The following is a 14401-nucleotide window of genomic DNA, read 5'->3' as shown; positions in this document are numbered from 1 at the left end:
CGTCGGGCCGGCCGGACGACCCCTTCTTCGTTATCCGTCCGTGACCTTGTGCGCCACGTCCCATCACATGGGCTTCACAGCCTGGAGGACATGCGCCACGCCAAGAAGCCATCCACCCGACGCCCGGCCACCCACCGGACCAGCCGCGCGCCCGCTCGACGGGTCCGCCTGCTCGGCCTGGTCGCGCTGGCGGCCGTCACGGCGCTGACCCTGCTGATGGTCTACGAGAACGGAGGCACGGCCAGCTCGGCGACCGGGACCGGGACCGGGACCGGGACCGGGACCGGCACGGACGCCCACCGGCGCGACGCCACCCCGCGACCGCAGAGTTCGCCGTCCGCGCCGCAGAGTCCGCCGGAGAGCACCCCGCCCCCGTCGGCCTCCGCGACGTCGTCCTCCACGCGCGGAACGAACACGTTCAGCACCGCCACCGCCTCCGGCAAAGCGGTCGGCAAGGGCACCGTCCGCCGCTACAAAGTCCAGGTGGAGCACGGTACGGGCCTCTCGGTGAACGGCGCCGCCAAGGAGATCGACGGAATCCTGGCCGACCCGCGCGGCTGGACGGCCGACGGCCGAAACGGGTTCCAGCTGGTCTCCTCGGGCCCGTACGACTTCGAGGTGAAGATCGCTACGCCGGACACGGTGGACCGGATCTGCGGTGCGGCCGGGCTGCACACCCGCGGTGAGGTCAACTGCGATGTCGGCGACCAGGTCATCGTGAACCTCAAGCGCTGGAACACCGGCTCCCCGCAGTTCTCCGGGCCGCTGCACGAGTACCGGGCGCTGATCATCAACCACGAGGTCGGGCACCGTATCGGCCACGGCCACGAGACCTGTCCCGGGCCCGGCCGCCTGGCTCCGGCGATGATGCAGCAGATCGACGGCCTGCGCGGCTGCCGCGCCAACGCCTGGCCGTACGACAGACACGGCACGTACCTCGGCGGACCCAGCGTGGCGTGAGCCGTAGCCGCCCGGTCCGTTGGAAGCGTGCGGCGGCGGACGCGTGCCGCCGGACCGGCGTGCCGGGCGCCCGTACTAGGCTGCCCCGGTGACGAACCCCGCCGAGCCCCGGAAACCCCAGGCCAGCGCCCCGGGCGCGGACGCGCCGGGGAGCGGCCGCCCGGCCAACCAGGGGCGACGGGTCGCGGCCCGCAATCGCGCCGCCCTCATCGCCGCGGCCCGCGAGGTCTTCGCCGAGCAGGGGCTGAACGCGCCGCTCTCCGCTGTCGCACGCCGCGCCGGAGTGGGGCAGGGCAGCCTCTACCGGCACTTCGCTGACCGGGTCGCCCTCGCCTCCGCCGTCCTGGACGAGAACGTGCGGCAGATCGAGCTGGCCGCCGACGGGCCCGGCGCGAGCCTCAAGAGCGTGCTGGGCGTGGTCACTTGGCACATGACCCGGTCGACGGCCTTCGTCGACCTGCTGCGTGTGCGCGGCGACGGCAAGGAGGCCCGCGCGCTGGCCGGCCGCGTCCACAGCGTCCTGGCCCGGTGCCAGCCCGCCGGCCACGCTCTCTCCGCCGACGACCTCATGCTCGCCGTCGCGATGGTCTCCGGGGCCGTCGCCGGCCCCACCCTGGCGGAGCGGGAGCGCCTCGCCCTGCGGGCCTGGAAGTTGCTCCGGGTAGAGGTGGGACCGGTACGGCCCTGGGAAGCGCCCGCCGACGAATAGGCCGACGAATAGGCCGACGAATAGACCGACGAGCAGGCCGACGATCAAATGGCCGAGGCTCAGCCGCCGTTGGACTGGCGGATGCCCTTGCCCAGGGCGGTGAACCCGTAGACGTATCCGCCGTCGGGCCCGCTGACCGTCATATAGGCCTTGGTGCGGCCCGGAGTGATCGCGACGTTCGTGGCCGACCGCAGGCCCTCGGCGTCCTTGGCCGGGAGTTCGACGGTGGCCAGGCGCGCCCCGTACTTGCTGTAGACCGCCATGGCGGGCCGTCCGTGCAGCGCCTGGTAGAGGTTGCCGTCGGCGTCCACGGCGATCGAGTCGGTCTGGGCCAGACCGCCGTCGACGTGGATGGCCTCGTGCTGGGAGGTCACCGTGGTCCTGTCCGCGTTCAGCAGCAGGTAGGAGACGGTGTCCTCGGTGAGCTCGCTGATCCACAGGCCGTGCAGTCCGGGGTCGAACATGATCCCGTTGGGCTGGGCGAGCCCGTCGGCCAGGACGGTCGTCCGCTTGCCGTCGCGGTCGATGCGCACGATACGGCCGTCGGTCTCCTCCGGTTCCGTGCCGTGCGCGTCGCTCACGTACAGATGGCCGTCGTCGTCGAAGGCGATGTCGTCCGGGGTCATCGTGGAGCCGTCGACCTTGCCGGAGAAGAACGTCCGCGGGTCCGAGCCGTCCCGCTCGATGCTGACGACGGAACCCGTGGCGAAGTCGGTCAGGTACATGCGGCCGTCGTACGGGCTGATCTGCGCGGAGGTGTACGCGCCGGTCCTGTCGGTGTAGACGCCTCTGTGCTTGCCGGTGGCCACGTCGACGGAGATGACCTTGGGCTCACCGGGGGGCGCGGTGACGTCCACGAGGGACAGGTTGCCGTGCGTGTCGAGGACCGGGCCCTCCAGCAGCGTCATGCCGGTGGCCTCGTGCACGTCGGTCACATGCGCGACCTGCGTGGCCCGGATGCTCCTGCCCTCACCGGGCGTGGCGGGGCTCTTGGCGGGGGCGCTCGCCGACTGGGTGCCGCAGCCGGTGAGGGCCAGCAGACCGGCGGCGGCCAGACCCGCCAGGGCGCTGGGCGTGCGGTGCGTGGTCATGCGGGGGTGTGCTCCTTCCTGTCGTCCGGGGAGCCGGACGTCGTGCCGAGCGGGAGGACGTACTGGTGGCGCCGGGGTCTCTTCGGCGCCGGGCCTTCTGGGCCCGGGCCTCAGGCGGCCGACCAACCGCCGTCGGACGGCAGGATCGCGCCGTTGATGTTCACCGCGTCCTTGCTGAGGAGGAAGGTGATCGAGGCGGCCAGCTCCTCGGCCATCGCCAGGTTGGGGATCGCGACGCGCATCTTCGCGGTGCGGGCCGAGCCGTACGGGGCGGGGGCGGGCATCTGGATGCCGGTGGCCACCGCGCCCGGGGCGACGGCGTTGACCCGTACGCCGGTGCCCGCGTACTGGTAGGCCGACGACTTCGTCAGGCCCACCAGCGCGTGCTTGGAGGTCGTGTACGCGGCGCCGGCGGCCGAGCCGCGCAGGGCCGCCTCGGAGACGACGTTGACGATCCGGCCGCCGCCCGCGGCGAGCATGCCGGGTACGACGGCGCGCATCAGGCGCATGGGGCCGTCGACGTTGACGCGCATGACGCGCTCCCAGATCGTGTCGTCGACCTCGTGGACGGCGGCGTCGTCGTCCATGACGCCGGCCACGTTCGCCAGGCCGTCCACGCGGCCGCCCGCGGCGGACAGAACGGTTTCGGCCGAATCCGGCGCGGTGATGTCCGCGGTGACGGGGACGACCGCCGCGCCCAGTTCGGCGGCGACGGCCGCGACGCCCTCGGACACGTCGACGGCGATCACCCGGCCCCCTTCACGCACGATGCGCGCGGTGACGGCCCGGCCGATGCCCGAGGCGGCGCCGGTGACGAGGACGGTCTGCCCGTCGAAGCGGCCCGGCGTGACCTGCTCGGTCCACGGCTCGGGCGCGCCGATCTCGACGCCCGCGTCAGGCTCCGCCACCGCCGTGGCCGGGGGAGCCGTCGGCACGCCCTCGGGGACCAGACCCGTCTCGGCGGCCGTGACCAGGGCGTCCACGAGTTCCGGCGGGAACTTCCCGCCGGACATCCGCACAAGCTGCTCCAACGGCAGCCCGAGGGCGGGGGAGAGGGCCTCTTCGCTCTGGCCCTGGGCGGCCAGCATGCCGCGCAGAACCTGTCCGGCGGCGGGGTGCGCCAGCCAGTCGCGCAGCGGGGAGGCGGGGGTGACCTTCGGCATCGCGGGCCTTTCGTGTCGGGTGGGGTCGGGCCGGTCCGGTCCGAGTCGGGTCGAGTCGGGTCGGCCGTGTCGGGTCGAGTCGGGTCGAGCCGGGTCGGCCGTGTCGGAACGGGTTGTGCCGGGTTCGCGCGGGAGCCGCGGAGGCAGCTTCCCGCCACTACCGGACAACACTGTCCGGTTGTTGCGTTACGGTACCTGGGGCCGCGCGGGACGCCCAGACCGGGACCGCCCCACCCCCGTGCGGCGCCCCGTGCTCGTCTCCCCCACGAGAGGACCCCGCCCGATGACCCTGCCGCCGTGCGACAACCCGCCCACCCCGCAGGAGACGGCCGCGCTGCGCGAGCGCTACCGCGCCGAGCGCGAACGCCGCGTGCGCCCCGAGGGCCCCGGCCAGTACCGGGAGACCACCGCGGAGTTCGGCTACTTCGCCGCCGATCCGTACGTCGGCGAGCCGGCCGACCGCGAGCCGCTGCACGACGTGGTGGACGTGGCCGTCGTCGGCGGCGGCTTCGGCGGGATCCTGGCGGGCGCACGCCTGCGCGCGCAGGGCGTGGCCCGGATACGCGTCGTCGAGAAGGGCGGTGACTTCGGCGGCACCTGGTACTGGAACCGCTATCCGGGCATCCACTGCGACATCGAGTCGCACATCTACCTGCCGATGCTCGACGAGACCGGGTACGTGCCCGAGTGGAAGTACGCCCCGGGCGAGGAGATCCGCCGGCACGCGGTGCGCATGGCCGAGCAGTCGAAGCTGTACGAGGACGCCCTGTTCTCCACCGCTGTCACCTCCCTGACCTGGGACGAGGACGGAGGGCAGTGGGTGGTGCGCACCGACCGCGGCGACGAGTTCCGCGCCACCTACGTCATCACCGCCACCGGCACGCTCTCGGAGCCCAAGCTGCCCGGCATCCCCGGCATCGAGGAGTACAAGGGCCACACCTTCCACACCTCCCGCTGGGACTACGGCTACACCGGCGGCGGCCCCGAGGGCGGCCTGACCGGCCTCGCGGGCAAGCGGGTCGGCGTCGTCGGCACCGGCGCCACCGGCGTGCAGGTCATCCCCAAGCTGGCCGAGGACGCCGGGCACCTGTACGTCTTCCAGCGCACCCCCTCCGCCGTGGACGTGCGGGGCCAGCGGCGCACGACACCCGGGGAGGTCGGGGCGGACCGCGCCGGCTGGGCCGCCGAGCGCCGCGAGAACTTCCTGCGGATCGTCTCCGGGGAGGACGCCGAGCGGGACCTGGTCACCGACGGCTGGACGGAGTCGGCCGCCCTCCTGGAGAAGCTCCTGCCCAGCTTCCGCCGCGACGGCGAACCGGACTTCGAGGCCGCGTACGAGGCCGCCGACCACGCCGCGATGAACCGGATCCGGGACCGCGTCGCCGCCGAGGTCACCGACCCGGCCACCGCCGCGGCCCTCCAGCCCTGGTACCGGTACGCGTGCAAGCGCCCCACGTTCTCGGACCTGTACCTGCCCGTGTTCAACCGGGACGACGTCACCCTCGTGGACACCGCCGACACGCACGGCATCGAGCGCATGACCGAACGCGGAGTCGTCGTGGACGGGGTGGAGTACGAGGTCGACTGCCTGATCTTCGCCACCGGATTCTCCGTCGGCGTCTCCGGTGTCACCTCGGGGAAGCTGCCCGTGGCCGGCCGCGACGGCCTGCAGCTCCTCCAGGCGCGGGCCCAGCAGGGACCGCGCAGCCTGCACGGATTCACCAGCCACGGCTTCCCGAACCTGATCCAGATGGGCTCGCTGCAGAACGCCAGCAGCGTCAACTACACGCACATCCTGGACGAGCAGGCCGTGCACGCCGCCGCCCTGATCGCCGCCGCGGAGGAGAAGGACGCCGTCGTGGAGCCGACCCCCGAGGTCGAGGACGCCTGGATCGGCGTCTGCGCACAGGACGCCCCGGACCACGCGTGGTTCCACGCCGAGTGCACCCCCGGCTACTACAACCGTGAGGGCCGGGGCCGCCCGAACGGTCCGATGGCATACCCGCACGGCGCCGTCGCCTTCCACGACCTGCTGCGCCGCTGGCGCGAGGAGAACATCGACGAGGCCCTGCGGCCGAAGACCGCCGCACCGGTCCGGTAGGTCCGGCGAGCCGCCGGAACACCCTGAAGCCCCAACGTCTCCCGAGTGACCGTGCGTGAGGGTCCGACACCCGAGCGTGCACCCACATTCGTGCTGATCCTGTGCATCTTTGCAGGCCACTGCATGGAACCCGGACGAGCCGCTCATCTCGCCATGGGCGAACCGGAGTTCGCGTGATAGCACGGAGCGATCAGACTCGAAGGAGACGACGACATCATGGGTATCTTCAGCCGTCGCCCGACCGCGACCCTCGAGCCGACGCCCGACGTCGGCCCCGGTACTCCGTTTCCGGCGGCCGCGGCCGCCGGTGTCGCGCTCGACCCGGCGCTGCGCGCGCTGACCGGCGAGTGGACCATCGACCGCCCGCACAGCCGGGTCGGCTTCTCCGTGCGGCACGCGATGGTCACGACGGTGCGCGGCGCCTTCGCCGACTACGACAGCACGCTGTACTTCGACGGCGCCCGGCCCGCCCTGTCGCGGGCCGAGCTCGTCATCCGGGTCGCCAGTGTCGACACCGGGGTGGAACAGCGGGACGCGCACCTCGTCGGCAAGGACTTCTTCGACGCGCAGCGCCACCCGGAGATGGTGTTCCGCAGCACCTCCACGGTCCACGAGGGCGGCGAGACCTTCCGCATGACGGGCGATCTCACCATCCGCGGCGTCACCCGGCCCGTCGAGCTGCAACTCGACTACCTCGGCTCGGTCCTGGACCCCTTCGGCTTCGAGCGGGCCGGTTTCGACGGCACCACCACCATCGACCGCACCGACTGGGGGCTGGTCTACAACCAGCGCCTCGAAGCCGGCGGCACCATGGTGAGCGAGAAGGTCCGTCTCCAGTTCGACATCTCCGCGGTCCGGGCCACGCCGCTGACGTAACACTGCTGACGTAACACTGCTGACGTAACACCGCTGACGTAACACCGCTGACGTAACACCGCACAAGAGTCGCGAGGCGCGCCCTCCCCGGCCCCGGGCCGGCGGAGGGCGCCGCCATGTGCGCCTGCGCCGCGGATTTCATGCGCCCGCAATGATCCGAAGGTCATCCGCCTGTTAGACATGGTCGGGTGAGATCGCGTTCCGAGGTGCACCCCAGCGAGGCCCGTGGCGACGACGTCCCCACGGGCCCGGCGGTTCCGGGCGCGCGGGCTCCCGTCGACGCCGTCCGGCACGTCCGTACGCCAGGAACAGACAGCGCGGCGCGACCGTTGTGAGCTACGACGAGTCGCGCCGGACGGCACTGCCCCGGCGGAGCGGACGGAGGTGGGGCGTGCGACGCGAGCCCTGCCCCCGCGCCCTGAACCCCCGCCGCCGCGTCCGGCTCCACACCCGGCCCTACATCGACCTGCGCCGCGTGGCCGGCGCGCTCTGTCGCCTGTGAACAGCGCTCGCCCCTGAACAGCGCTCGTCCCTGAACCGCGCTCGTCTCTCGACCTGCGCTCACTTCTCGACCTGCGCTCACTTCTGACCGGCGCTCGCCCCTGAACGGCGCTGTCCCGGCCGCCGGTTCAGGCTCCGTCCCCGCCGCGTCCCGCCCCGCGCCGCCCCATGGCCCGCGTCCGGCACGCGCGGGGCCGCGCTCTCGTACGGACTCTCAGGAAGGCACACCTGTGTCCTCAGCACCCACTCCCGCGCTGCATCTCGCCGTCGCCCTCGACGGCACCGGCTGGCACCCGGCCTCCTGGCGTGAGCCGGTGGCCCGGCCCCGCGACCTGTTCACCGCCGCCTACTGGGCGGACCTGGTCGCCGAGGCCGAGCGCGGGCTGCTCGACTTCGTCACCTTCGAGGACGGCCTCGGCCTCCAGTCCTCCCACCCCTTCGAACCCGACGGCCGCGGCGACCAGGTCCGGGGCCGCCTCGACGCCGTCCTGCTCGCCGCCCGGATCGCACCGCTCACCCGGCACATCGGCCTGGTGCCGACCGCGGTGGTCACGCACACGGAGCCGTTCCACCTCTCCAAGGCCATCGCCACCCTCGACTACGTGAGCACCGGACGCGCGGGGCTGCGCGTCCAGGTCTCCGCCCGCCCGAACGAGGCCGCCCACTTCGGCCGCCGCACGATCCCGACGATCGACCCCCAACAGATAGCAACCGCAGGGGAGTTGGTCACCGACCTCTTCGACGAGGCCGCCGACTACGTGGAGGTCGTGCGCCGACTCTGGGACAGCTGGGAGGACGACGCCGAGATCCGGTCCGAGGCGACCGGCCGTTTCGTCGACCGCGACAAACTGCACTACATCGACTTCGAGGGCCGCCACTTCAGCGTGAAGGGCCCCTCCATCACCCCGAGGCCGCCCCAGGGCCAGCCCGTCGTCAGCGCCCTCGCCCACCAACGCGTCCCGTACCGGCTGGTGGCCCGGCAGGGCGACATCGGCTACGTCACCCCGCACGACGCCGACGAGGCCCGGCGCATCGTCGCCGAGATCCGCGCCGAGCAGGAGGCCGCGGGCCGCGCGGAGCAGCCGCTGCACGTCTTCGGTGACCTCGTCGTGTTCCTCGACGACGACCCGGCCGCCGCGCACGCGCGCCGTGCGCGTCTCGACGGCCTCGCCGGAACCCCGTACACCAGCGACGCACGTATCTTCGCCGGTACACCCTCACAACTGGCCGATGTGTTGCAGGAGTTGCAGGGGGCAGGGTTGTCCGGATTCCGGCTGCGGCCCGCCGTGCTCGGTCACGACCTGCCGGCGATCACCCGCGGCCTCGTCCCCGAACTCCAGCGCCGAGGCGCCTTCCGCCGTGCCTACGAGGCCGACACCCTGCGCGGACTGCTCGGGCTCGCCCGCCCCGCCAACCGCTACGCCGCGACCGCGACCGCCTGAGCCGGACGGAGAACGTACGACATGAGCAAGCCACTGAAGCAGATCCATCTGGCCGCCCACTTCCCCGGTGTCAACAACACCACCGTGTGGAGCGATCCGAAGGCCGGCAGCCACATCGAGTTCAGCTCGTTCGCGCACTTCGCACGGACCGCCGAGCGCGCCAAGTTCGACTTCCTCTTCCTCGCCGAGGGACTGCGACTGCGCGAACAGGGCGGAAAGATATACGACTTGGACGTTGTCGGCCGACCCGACACCTTCACCGTCCTGGCCGCGCTCGCCGCCGTCACCGAGCACCTCGGACTGACCGGCACCATCAACTCCACGTTCAACGAGCCCTACGAGGTGGCCCGCCAGTTCGCCAGCCTCGACCACCTCTCCGGTGGCCGCTCCGCCTGGAACGTCGTCACGTCCTGGGACGCCTTCACCGGCGAGAACTTCCGCCGCGGCGGCTTCCTCCCCCAGGACGAGCGCTACTCGCGGGCGAAGGAGTTCCTGGCCACGACCGGTGAACTCTTCGACTCCTGGCGCGGCGACGAGATCGTCGCCGATCCGGCCACCGGAACGTTCCTGAGCGACGCGAAGGCGGGCTCGTTCGTCCACTCCGGACAGCACTTCGACATAAACGGCCAGTTCGACGTCCCCCGGTCCCCGCAGGGCCGGCCCGTCGTCTTCCAGGCGGGGGACTCCGAGGAGGGCCGGGAGTTCGCCGCGTCGAGCGCCGACGCGATCTTCAGCCGGTACGCCACCCTGAAGGAGGGCCAGGCCTTCTACGCGGACGTCAAACGCCGCCTCGCCGCGTACGGCCGTACACCCGACCAGCTCAAGATTTTGCCCGCCGCGACCTTCGTGCTCGGGGACACCGACGCCGAGGCCGAGGAACTCGCCCGCGACGTACGGCGCCGGCAGGTCAGCGGAGCCACCGCGATCAAGCACCTGGAGTTCGTCTGGAACCGCGATCTGAGCGCGTACGACCCCGAGGGACCGCTCCCCGACATCGATCCGGACGTCCAGGACCACCACATCGCCGAGGGCCGGGCCCAGGTCCGCATGTACCGCGACCCGCTGGCCACCGCCCGCGAGTGGCGCGAACTGGCCGCCGCCAACCAGTGGTCCATCCGCGAGCTGGTCATCCACACCGGCAACCGGCAGACCTTCGTCGGCTCCCCGGCCACCGTCGCCGGCGCCATCGACGAGCTCGTGCAGGCCGACGCCAGTGACGGCTTCATCCTTGTCCCGCACCTCACCCCCGGCGGCCTCGACGCCTTCGCCGACCAGGTCGTCCCGCTCCTCCAGGAACGCGGGGTCTTCCGCACCGAGTACGAGGGCCCCACCCTGCGCCACCACCTCGGCCTCGCCCACCCCGACGACGTGCGGAACGAGCGCGAAGCTTCATGAAGTTCTTGCGAAATCCGGCTCCACAAGACTGCAACAGGGCGGCAACACAGCGCTGTTGACGGCCGGTGCCCCGGGCCCCGATCATCGTTCGCAAGCACCGTACGGAAGCCGGCGGATCAGTCCGCCCCGGATCGAGGGGAGTCGAGATGCAGGTCCGCCGACCGGCCGCCGCGTCCGCTCCCCTCGCCCCGCTCGCCTCCCTCCGCGACGCACACCTGGCCGCGCGCATCCACATCGACCTGCGCCGCGTCGCCACCGCTCTCTGTAGCGCCTGACGCCTCCGGCCGCTCCTTCCGCGGCCCGCTCGCACCTCGGCCGCCGCCTCTTCTCCCGCGCGCCCGCGCTCTTTCGCGCCCGCGCTCCTCCGCGCCCCGCCGCGCCCCTCGTCCTGTGAAGGCCCGAACCATGCCCCGTACCGTCCTGCCCCCTTTCCTGCGCGCCGGCGTGCCGGCCGCTGTCGCCGCGGCCCTGCTGCTGACCTCGTGTGTGAGCAATACGCAGTCCGCGGTCACCAGCGCGAAGGTTGCCGCGCAGAAGATCCCGGCCAAGGTCTCCTCGGACACCACCCTCACCGTCGGAGCACCCGACCTCGAAGTCGCCCTCGAACTGTCCGGGCAGATCGACAAGCTCCCCTTCAAAGTGAAATGGGCCAACATCAGCGGCGGACCGCAATGCTCCGAGGCATTCCGCGCCGGCGCGCTGGATGTCTGCTCGTCCGCCGAGATTCCCTCGATCAACGCCCACTGGACCGGCCTGGACACCAAACTCGTCGCCGCCAAATTCCGCAAGGACCCGATCGCGGACCCGATCTACGAGCTGGGGATCGCCCCGGGCGCCCACATCAAGACGCTCGCCGACCTGCGCGGGAAGAAGATCGCCTACAGCCCGGGCCAGGCGCAGGGGGCGCTCGTCCTCAGAATTCTGAAGAAGGCCGGTCTCACGCAGAAGGACGTCGACCTCGTAGAACTCGCCAGCACCGGCGACGTCTATCCCACCGCCCTGGGAAACCGCCAGGTGGACGCCGCGCCCATCGCCGACGTCAATATCAAGCGCTATCTGACGAAATACGGAAAGGACGGCGGCACGACCGTCAAGCACGGACTCCGTGACGACCCGGCGCACTTGTGGGCTCTCACCGATTCCGTCGTCGACGCCCAGAAATCGGCCGCCATCAGGGAACTCATCACGTTCTGGGCGCGCGCGGGGCTCTGGGCCGACGCACATCCGCGGGAATGGATCGACGGTTACTACGTCAAGGACCAGGGGCTGAGCCGCGAGGACGGCGAGTACCTCGTCAAAAGGGCCGGCCATCCGGTCTTCCCGGCCGACTGGTCCGGCGCCATCGAGCGCCAGCAGCAGACCGTCGACCTGCTGGCGAAGGAGCAGGACCACAAGACGTTCGACGCGGGGACCCTCTTCGACCGCCGCTACGAGCGTGTCGCCGCCGACGCCACGGCGGGCGCCACCGCCGGTGAAAGGAAGACGCCATGAGCACGACGGCCTTCGAACAGCGGGCGGCGGCCGCGGCGCCACCGGGCGAAACCGCCCGCTCCCGCCCCCGCGCACGCACACGCAGGAAACTGGGGCCGGGCCGTCCCATCCCGTACGGCTGGGCCCTCGGTCCGCTGCTGCTGCTCGCGGTGTGGGCGGCCGGCTCGGGCGCCGGACTCATCGACGCCCGCAGTCTGCCCGCGCCCTGGACCATCGCCGGCACGGCGGGCGACCTCATCGCCGACGGCCGCCTGCAGTCCAACTTCGCGACCTCGGCCCAACGCGCCCTCCTTGGCCTGGTGTTCGGCACCGCCGCGGGACTGCTGCTCGCCCTCGTCGCCGGTCTGAGCCGCCTCGGTGAGGGGCTCGTCGACGGACCGGTGCAGATCAAGCGGGCGATCCCCTCGCTCGCCCTGATCCCCCTCCTCGTCCTGTGGTTCGGCATCGGCGAGACGATGAAGGTCATCACGATCGCGCTCGGCGTCTTCGTCCCGATCTACATCCACACCCACAACGGACTGCGCACCATCGACAACCGCTACGCCGAACTCGCCGAGACGGTACGGCTGAGCAGGGTCCAGTTCGTCCGCCATGTCGTCCTGCCGGGGGCGCTCCCCGGATTCCTGCTGGGGCTGCGCTTCGGCGTGACCGCCGCCTGGCTGGCGCTCGTCGTCGTCGAGCAGGTCAACGCCACCAGCGGCATCGGCTACATGATGGAGCTCGCGCGCACCTACGGACAGACCGACGTCATCATCGTCGGGCTCGTCGTGTACGGACTCCTCGGGCTGATCTCCGACGCCCTGGTACGACTCGTCGAGAGGAGGACCCTGTCATGGCGACGCACCCTGGCGGGCTGAAGACACCCGAGGCACCCACGGACAACACCGTCCGCATCGAGCACCTTGTCCGCACTCTCGGCGACCGCAACATCCTCGACGGTCTCGAACTGTCCATAGCCCCGGGCGAGTTCGTGGCGCTCCTCGGACGCAGCGGCTCCGGCAAGAGCACCCTGCTGCGGGCGCTCGCCCGCCTGGACCACGACGTGGCGGGCAGCGGTGAACTGGCCGCCCCCGACGACGTGTCGGTGGTCTTCCAGGACGCGCGGCTGCTGCCGTGGAAGCGGCTTCTGGACAATGTCGTCCTCGGCCTGAGCGGTCCGGACGCCGTGGAGCGCGGCCGCACCGCGCTCGCCGAGGTCGGCCTCGAAGGCCGCGAGCGGGCCTGGCCCGTCGAGCTGTCCGGCGGTGAGCAGCAGCGCGTCTCGCTCGCCCGCTCCCTCGTGCGCGAACCCCGACTGCTTCTCGCCGACGAGCCGTTCGGCGCGCTCGACGCCCTCACCCGGATCCGCATGCACACCCTGCTGCGGAAGCTGTGCGAGCGGCACCGGCCCGCCGTCCTGCTCGTCACCCACGACGTCGACGAGGCCATCGCCCTGGCCGACAGGGTGGCCGTACTCGAAGAGGGCCGGATCGCGGTCGACATCCCCGTCGAGCTGCCCGCCCCGCGCCGCCACGACAGTCCGGCGTACGCGGAGCTGCGCGACCGCCTGCTCGCGCGCCTCGGTGTGGAACTCACCCAGGAGGACCTCCGATGAGCCCGGAACACCTCTGGTACATCCCCAACACCGTCGAGCCGGGGCACCGCGGCGACGACACCACGGCCGGCTGGGGATCGATCGAGCACTCGACCGAACTCGCCCTCGCCGCGGAGGCACACGGCTGGGGCGGCGCCCTGCTCGGCACCGGATGGGGCCGCCCGGACACCTTCACCCTCGCCACGGCACTGGCCGCGCGGACCACGACGTTCAAGCCGCTGGTCGCGATCCGCCCCGGGTACTGGCAGCCCGCGCACTTCGCCGGCGCCGCCGCCACCCTCGACCAGCTCAGCCGGGGCCGGGTCCTGGTCAACATCGTCAGCGGCCTCGACAACCCGGGCGCGTACGGCGACACCAATGTCGACCCCGCCCAACGCTACGGCCGCACCCAGGAGTTCCTGCACCTGGTGCGGCGGCTGTGGACGCAGGAGCGGGTCACGTTCCACGGTGAGCACTTCCGGGTCACCGACTCGACGGTGGCGCCGCGGCCCTTCGCCACCGAGGGGAGGACCCACCCGACGCTCTACTTCGGCGGTGCGTCCCCGGCCGCCGAACGCGTGGCGGCGGCCGAGGCCGACGTACAGCTCTTCTGGGGCGAGCCGCTCGACGGGATCGCCGAACGCATCGACCGGCTGCGGGAGTTGAGCGCCGCGGTGGACCGTCCTCACCAGCCGCTCGAGTTCGGGCTGCGGATCACCACGGTGGTGCGCGACACGACCGAGGAGGCGTGGCGGGCGGCGGAGGAGAAGGTCGCCAGGATGGCGGAGGCTGACCGGGAACCGACGTGGGCGAAGAGCCAGAGGGCGGCGGTCGGCCAGCGACGGCTCCTCGACCTCGTCGAGCGCGGCGAGGTGCTCGACACCTGCCTCTACACCACTCCGGGCCGGTTCGGCGGCGGGGGAGCGGCGACGACCTGGCTCGTCGGCTCACCCGACGACGTGGCCACGGCCCTGGCGAACTACCGCAAGCTCGGCGTCACGCACTTCGTGCTGTCCGACACCCCGTACCGGGAGGAGACCGCCCGCGTCGGCGACCGGCTCCTGCCCAGGCTGCGGGCGTTTTGAGGGGCTCCGCAGTG

The 14401-nt window shown here is 72.0% G+C and carries 14 protein-coding genes; 12 read left to right on the top strand and 2 right to left on the bottom strand.

What is annotated here, in order from left to right; translation table 11 throughout:
• Positions 1 to 90 precede the first annotated feature (90 nt).
• The gene (locus ABD366_RS07825; protein ID WP_324776551.1) at positions 91 to 960 is read left to right on the top strand and encodes a DUF3152 domain-containing protein; all 870 of its coding nucleotides are present in this window, start codon (positions 91 to 93) and stop codon (positions 958 to 960) included.
• 88 nt (positions 961 to 1048) lie between these two features.
• Entirely contained in the window at positions 1049 to 1669 is a 621-nt protein-coding gene (locus ABD366_RS07820; protein ID WP_324776553.1) for a TetR/AcrR family transcriptional regulator, read from the top strand.
• Positions 1670 to 1728: 59 nt separating this feature from the next.
• On the opposite strand, the gene ABD366_RS07815 is transcribed toward ABD366_RS07820, so the two are convergent.
• Positions 1729 to 2760 (bottom strand): SMP-30/gluconolactonase/LRE family protein, encoded by a 1032-nt coding sequence (locus ABD366_RS07815; protein WP_324776555.1) that lies wholly within the window; start codon positions 2758 to 2760, stop codon positions 1729 to 1731.
• A 110-nt stretch (positions 2761 to 2870) separates the two neighbouring features.
• On the bottom strand, positions 2871 to 3923 hold the full coding sequence (locus ABD366_RS07810; RefSeq protein ID WP_324776557.1) for an SDR family NAD(P)-dependent oxidoreductase: 1053 nt from the start codon (positions 3921 to 3923) through the stop codon (positions 2871 to 2873).
• Between the two features lie 283 nt (positions 3924 to 4206).
• On the opposite strand from ABD366_RS07810, the gene ABD366_RS07805 reads away from it, so the two are divergent.
• The 10 genes from ABD366_RS07805 (at position 4207) to ABD366_RS07760 (ending at position 14387) form a co-directional block, all read left to right on the top strand.
• On the top strand, positions 4207 to 6024 hold the full coding sequence (locus ABD366_RS07805) for a flavin-containing monooxygenase (protein WP_324776559.1): 1818 nt from the start codon (positions 4207 to 4209) through the stop codon (positions 6022 to 6024).
• A gap of 216 nt (positions 6025 to 6240) precedes the next feature.
• Positions 6241 to 6900 carry a YceI family protein gene (locus ABD366_RS07800; protein ID WP_324776561.1) on the top strand — a complete coding sequence of 220 codons (660 nt, stop codon included), beginning with the start codon at positions 6241 to 6243 and terminating at the stop codon, positions 6898 to 6900.
• A 391-nt stretch (positions 6901 to 7291) separates the two neighbouring features.
• Positions 7292 to 7402, top strand: coding sequence for a putative leader peptide (locus tag ABD366_RS07795; RefSeq protein WP_324776563.1), 111 nt, complete (start codon positions 7292 to 7294; stop codon positions 7400 to 7402).
• Between the two features lie 229 nt (positions 7403 to 7631).
• Positions 7632 to 8843: an LLM class flavin-dependent oxidoreductase gene (locus ABD366_RS07790; RefSeq protein ID WP_324776565.1), complete on the top strand. Its 1212-nt coding sequence runs from the start codon at positions 7632 to 7634 to the stop codon at positions 8841 to 8843.
• Between the two features lie 21 nt (positions 8844 to 8864).
• A complete protein-coding gene (locus tag ABD366_RS07785) occupies positions 8865 to 10238 on the top strand; it encodes an NtaA/DmoA family FMN-dependent monooxygenase (protein ID WP_324776567.1) in 1374 nt (457 codons plus the stop codon).
• A gap of 146 nt (positions 10239 to 10384) precedes the next feature.
• Positions 10385 to 10513, top strand: a complete 129-nt coding sequence (locus ABD366_RS07780) for a putative leader peptide (RefSeq protein WP_324776570.1) — start codon at positions 10385 to 10387, stop codon at positions 10511 to 10513.
• A 130-nt stretch (positions 10514 to 10643) separates the two neighbouring features.
• Entirely contained in the window at positions 10644 to 11729 is a 1086-nt protein-coding gene (locus tag ABD366_RS07775; protein WP_324776572.1) for an ABC transporter substrate-binding protein, read from the top strand.
• Positions 11726 to 12586, top strand: a complete 861-nt coding sequence (locus ABD366_RS07770; protein ID WP_324776574.1) for an ABC transporter permease — start codon at positions 11726 to 11728, stop codon at positions 12584 to 12586. Before ABD366_RS07775 ends, ABD366_RS07770 begins: the two co-directional genes overlap by 4 nt.
• Positions 12562 to 13323, top strand: coding sequence for an ABC transporter ATP-binding protein (locus ABD366_RS07765; RefSeq protein ID WP_324776576.1), 762 nt, complete (start codon positions 12562 to 12564; stop codon positions 13321 to 13323). The genes ABD366_RS07770 and ABD366_RS07765 overlap by 25 nt, the downstream gene beginning before the upstream one ends.
• A complete protein-coding gene (locus ABD366_RS07760; RefSeq protein WP_324776578.1) occupies positions 13320 to 14387 on the top strand; it encodes an LLM class flavin-dependent oxidoreductase in 1068 nt (355 codons plus the stop codon). Before ABD366_RS07765 ends, ABD366_RS07760 begins: the two co-directional genes overlap by 4 nt.
• Positions 14388 to 14401: the final 14 nt, after the last annotated feature.

This window comes from Streptomyces kunmingensis, from assembly GCF_039533535.1.
GTDB lineage: Bacteria > Actinomycetota > Actinomycetes > Streptomycetales > Streptomycetaceae > Streptomyces > Streptomyces kunmingensis.
Note: the sequence above shows the minus strand (reverse complement) of the source record. Positions and strands in the feature narration are given on the sequence as shown.

Excerpts from the sequence above, each read along its gene's own strand:
- ABD366_RS07800 (WP_324776561.1), top strand. The coding sequence starts at position 6,241 with ATGGGTATCTTCAGCCGTCGCCCGACCGCGACCCTCGAGCCGACGCCC.
- ABD366_RS07775 (WP_324776572.1), top strand. The coding sequence starts at position 10,644 with ATGCCCCGTACCGTCCTGCCCCCTTTCCTGCGCGCCGGCGTGCCGGCC.
- ABD366_RS07760 (WP_324776578.1), top strand. The coding sequence starts at position 13,320 with ATGAGCCCGGAACACCTCTGGTACATCCCCAACACCGTCGAGCCGGGG.
- ABD366_RS07780 (WP_324776570.1), top strand. The coding sequence starts at position 10,385 with ATGCAGGTCCGCCGACCGGCCGCCGCGTCCGCTCCCCTCGCCCCGCTC.
- ABD366_RS07770 (WP_324776574.1), top strand. The coding sequence starts at position 11,726 with ATGAGCACGACGGCCTTCGAACAGCGGGCGGCGGCCGCGGCGCCACCG.
- ABD366_RS07810 (WP_324776557.1), bottom strand. The coding sequence starts at position 3,923 with ATGCCGAAGGTCACCCCCGCCTCCCCGCTGCGCGACTGGCTGGCGCAC.
- ABD366_RS07765 (WP_324776576.1), top strand. The coding sequence starts at position 12,562 with ATGGCGACGCACCCTGGCGGGCTGAAGACACCCGAGGCACCCACGGAC.
- ABD366_RS07815 (WP_324776555.1), bottom strand. The coding sequence starts at position 2,760 with ATGACCACGCACCGCACGCCCAGCGCCCTGGCGGGTCTGGCCGCCGCC.
- ABD366_RS07825 (WP_324776551.1), top strand. The coding sequence starts at position 91 with ATGCGCCACGCCAAGAAGCCATCCACCCGACGCCCGGCCACCCACCGG.
- ABD366_RS07785 (WP_324776567.1), top strand. The coding sequence starts at position 8,865 with ATGAGCAAGCCACTGAAGCAGATCCATCTGGCCGCCCACTTCCCCGGT.
- ABD366_RS07805 (WP_324776559.1), top strand. The coding sequence starts at position 4,207 with ATGACCCTGCCGCCGTGCGACAACCCGCCCACCCCGCAGGAGACGGCC.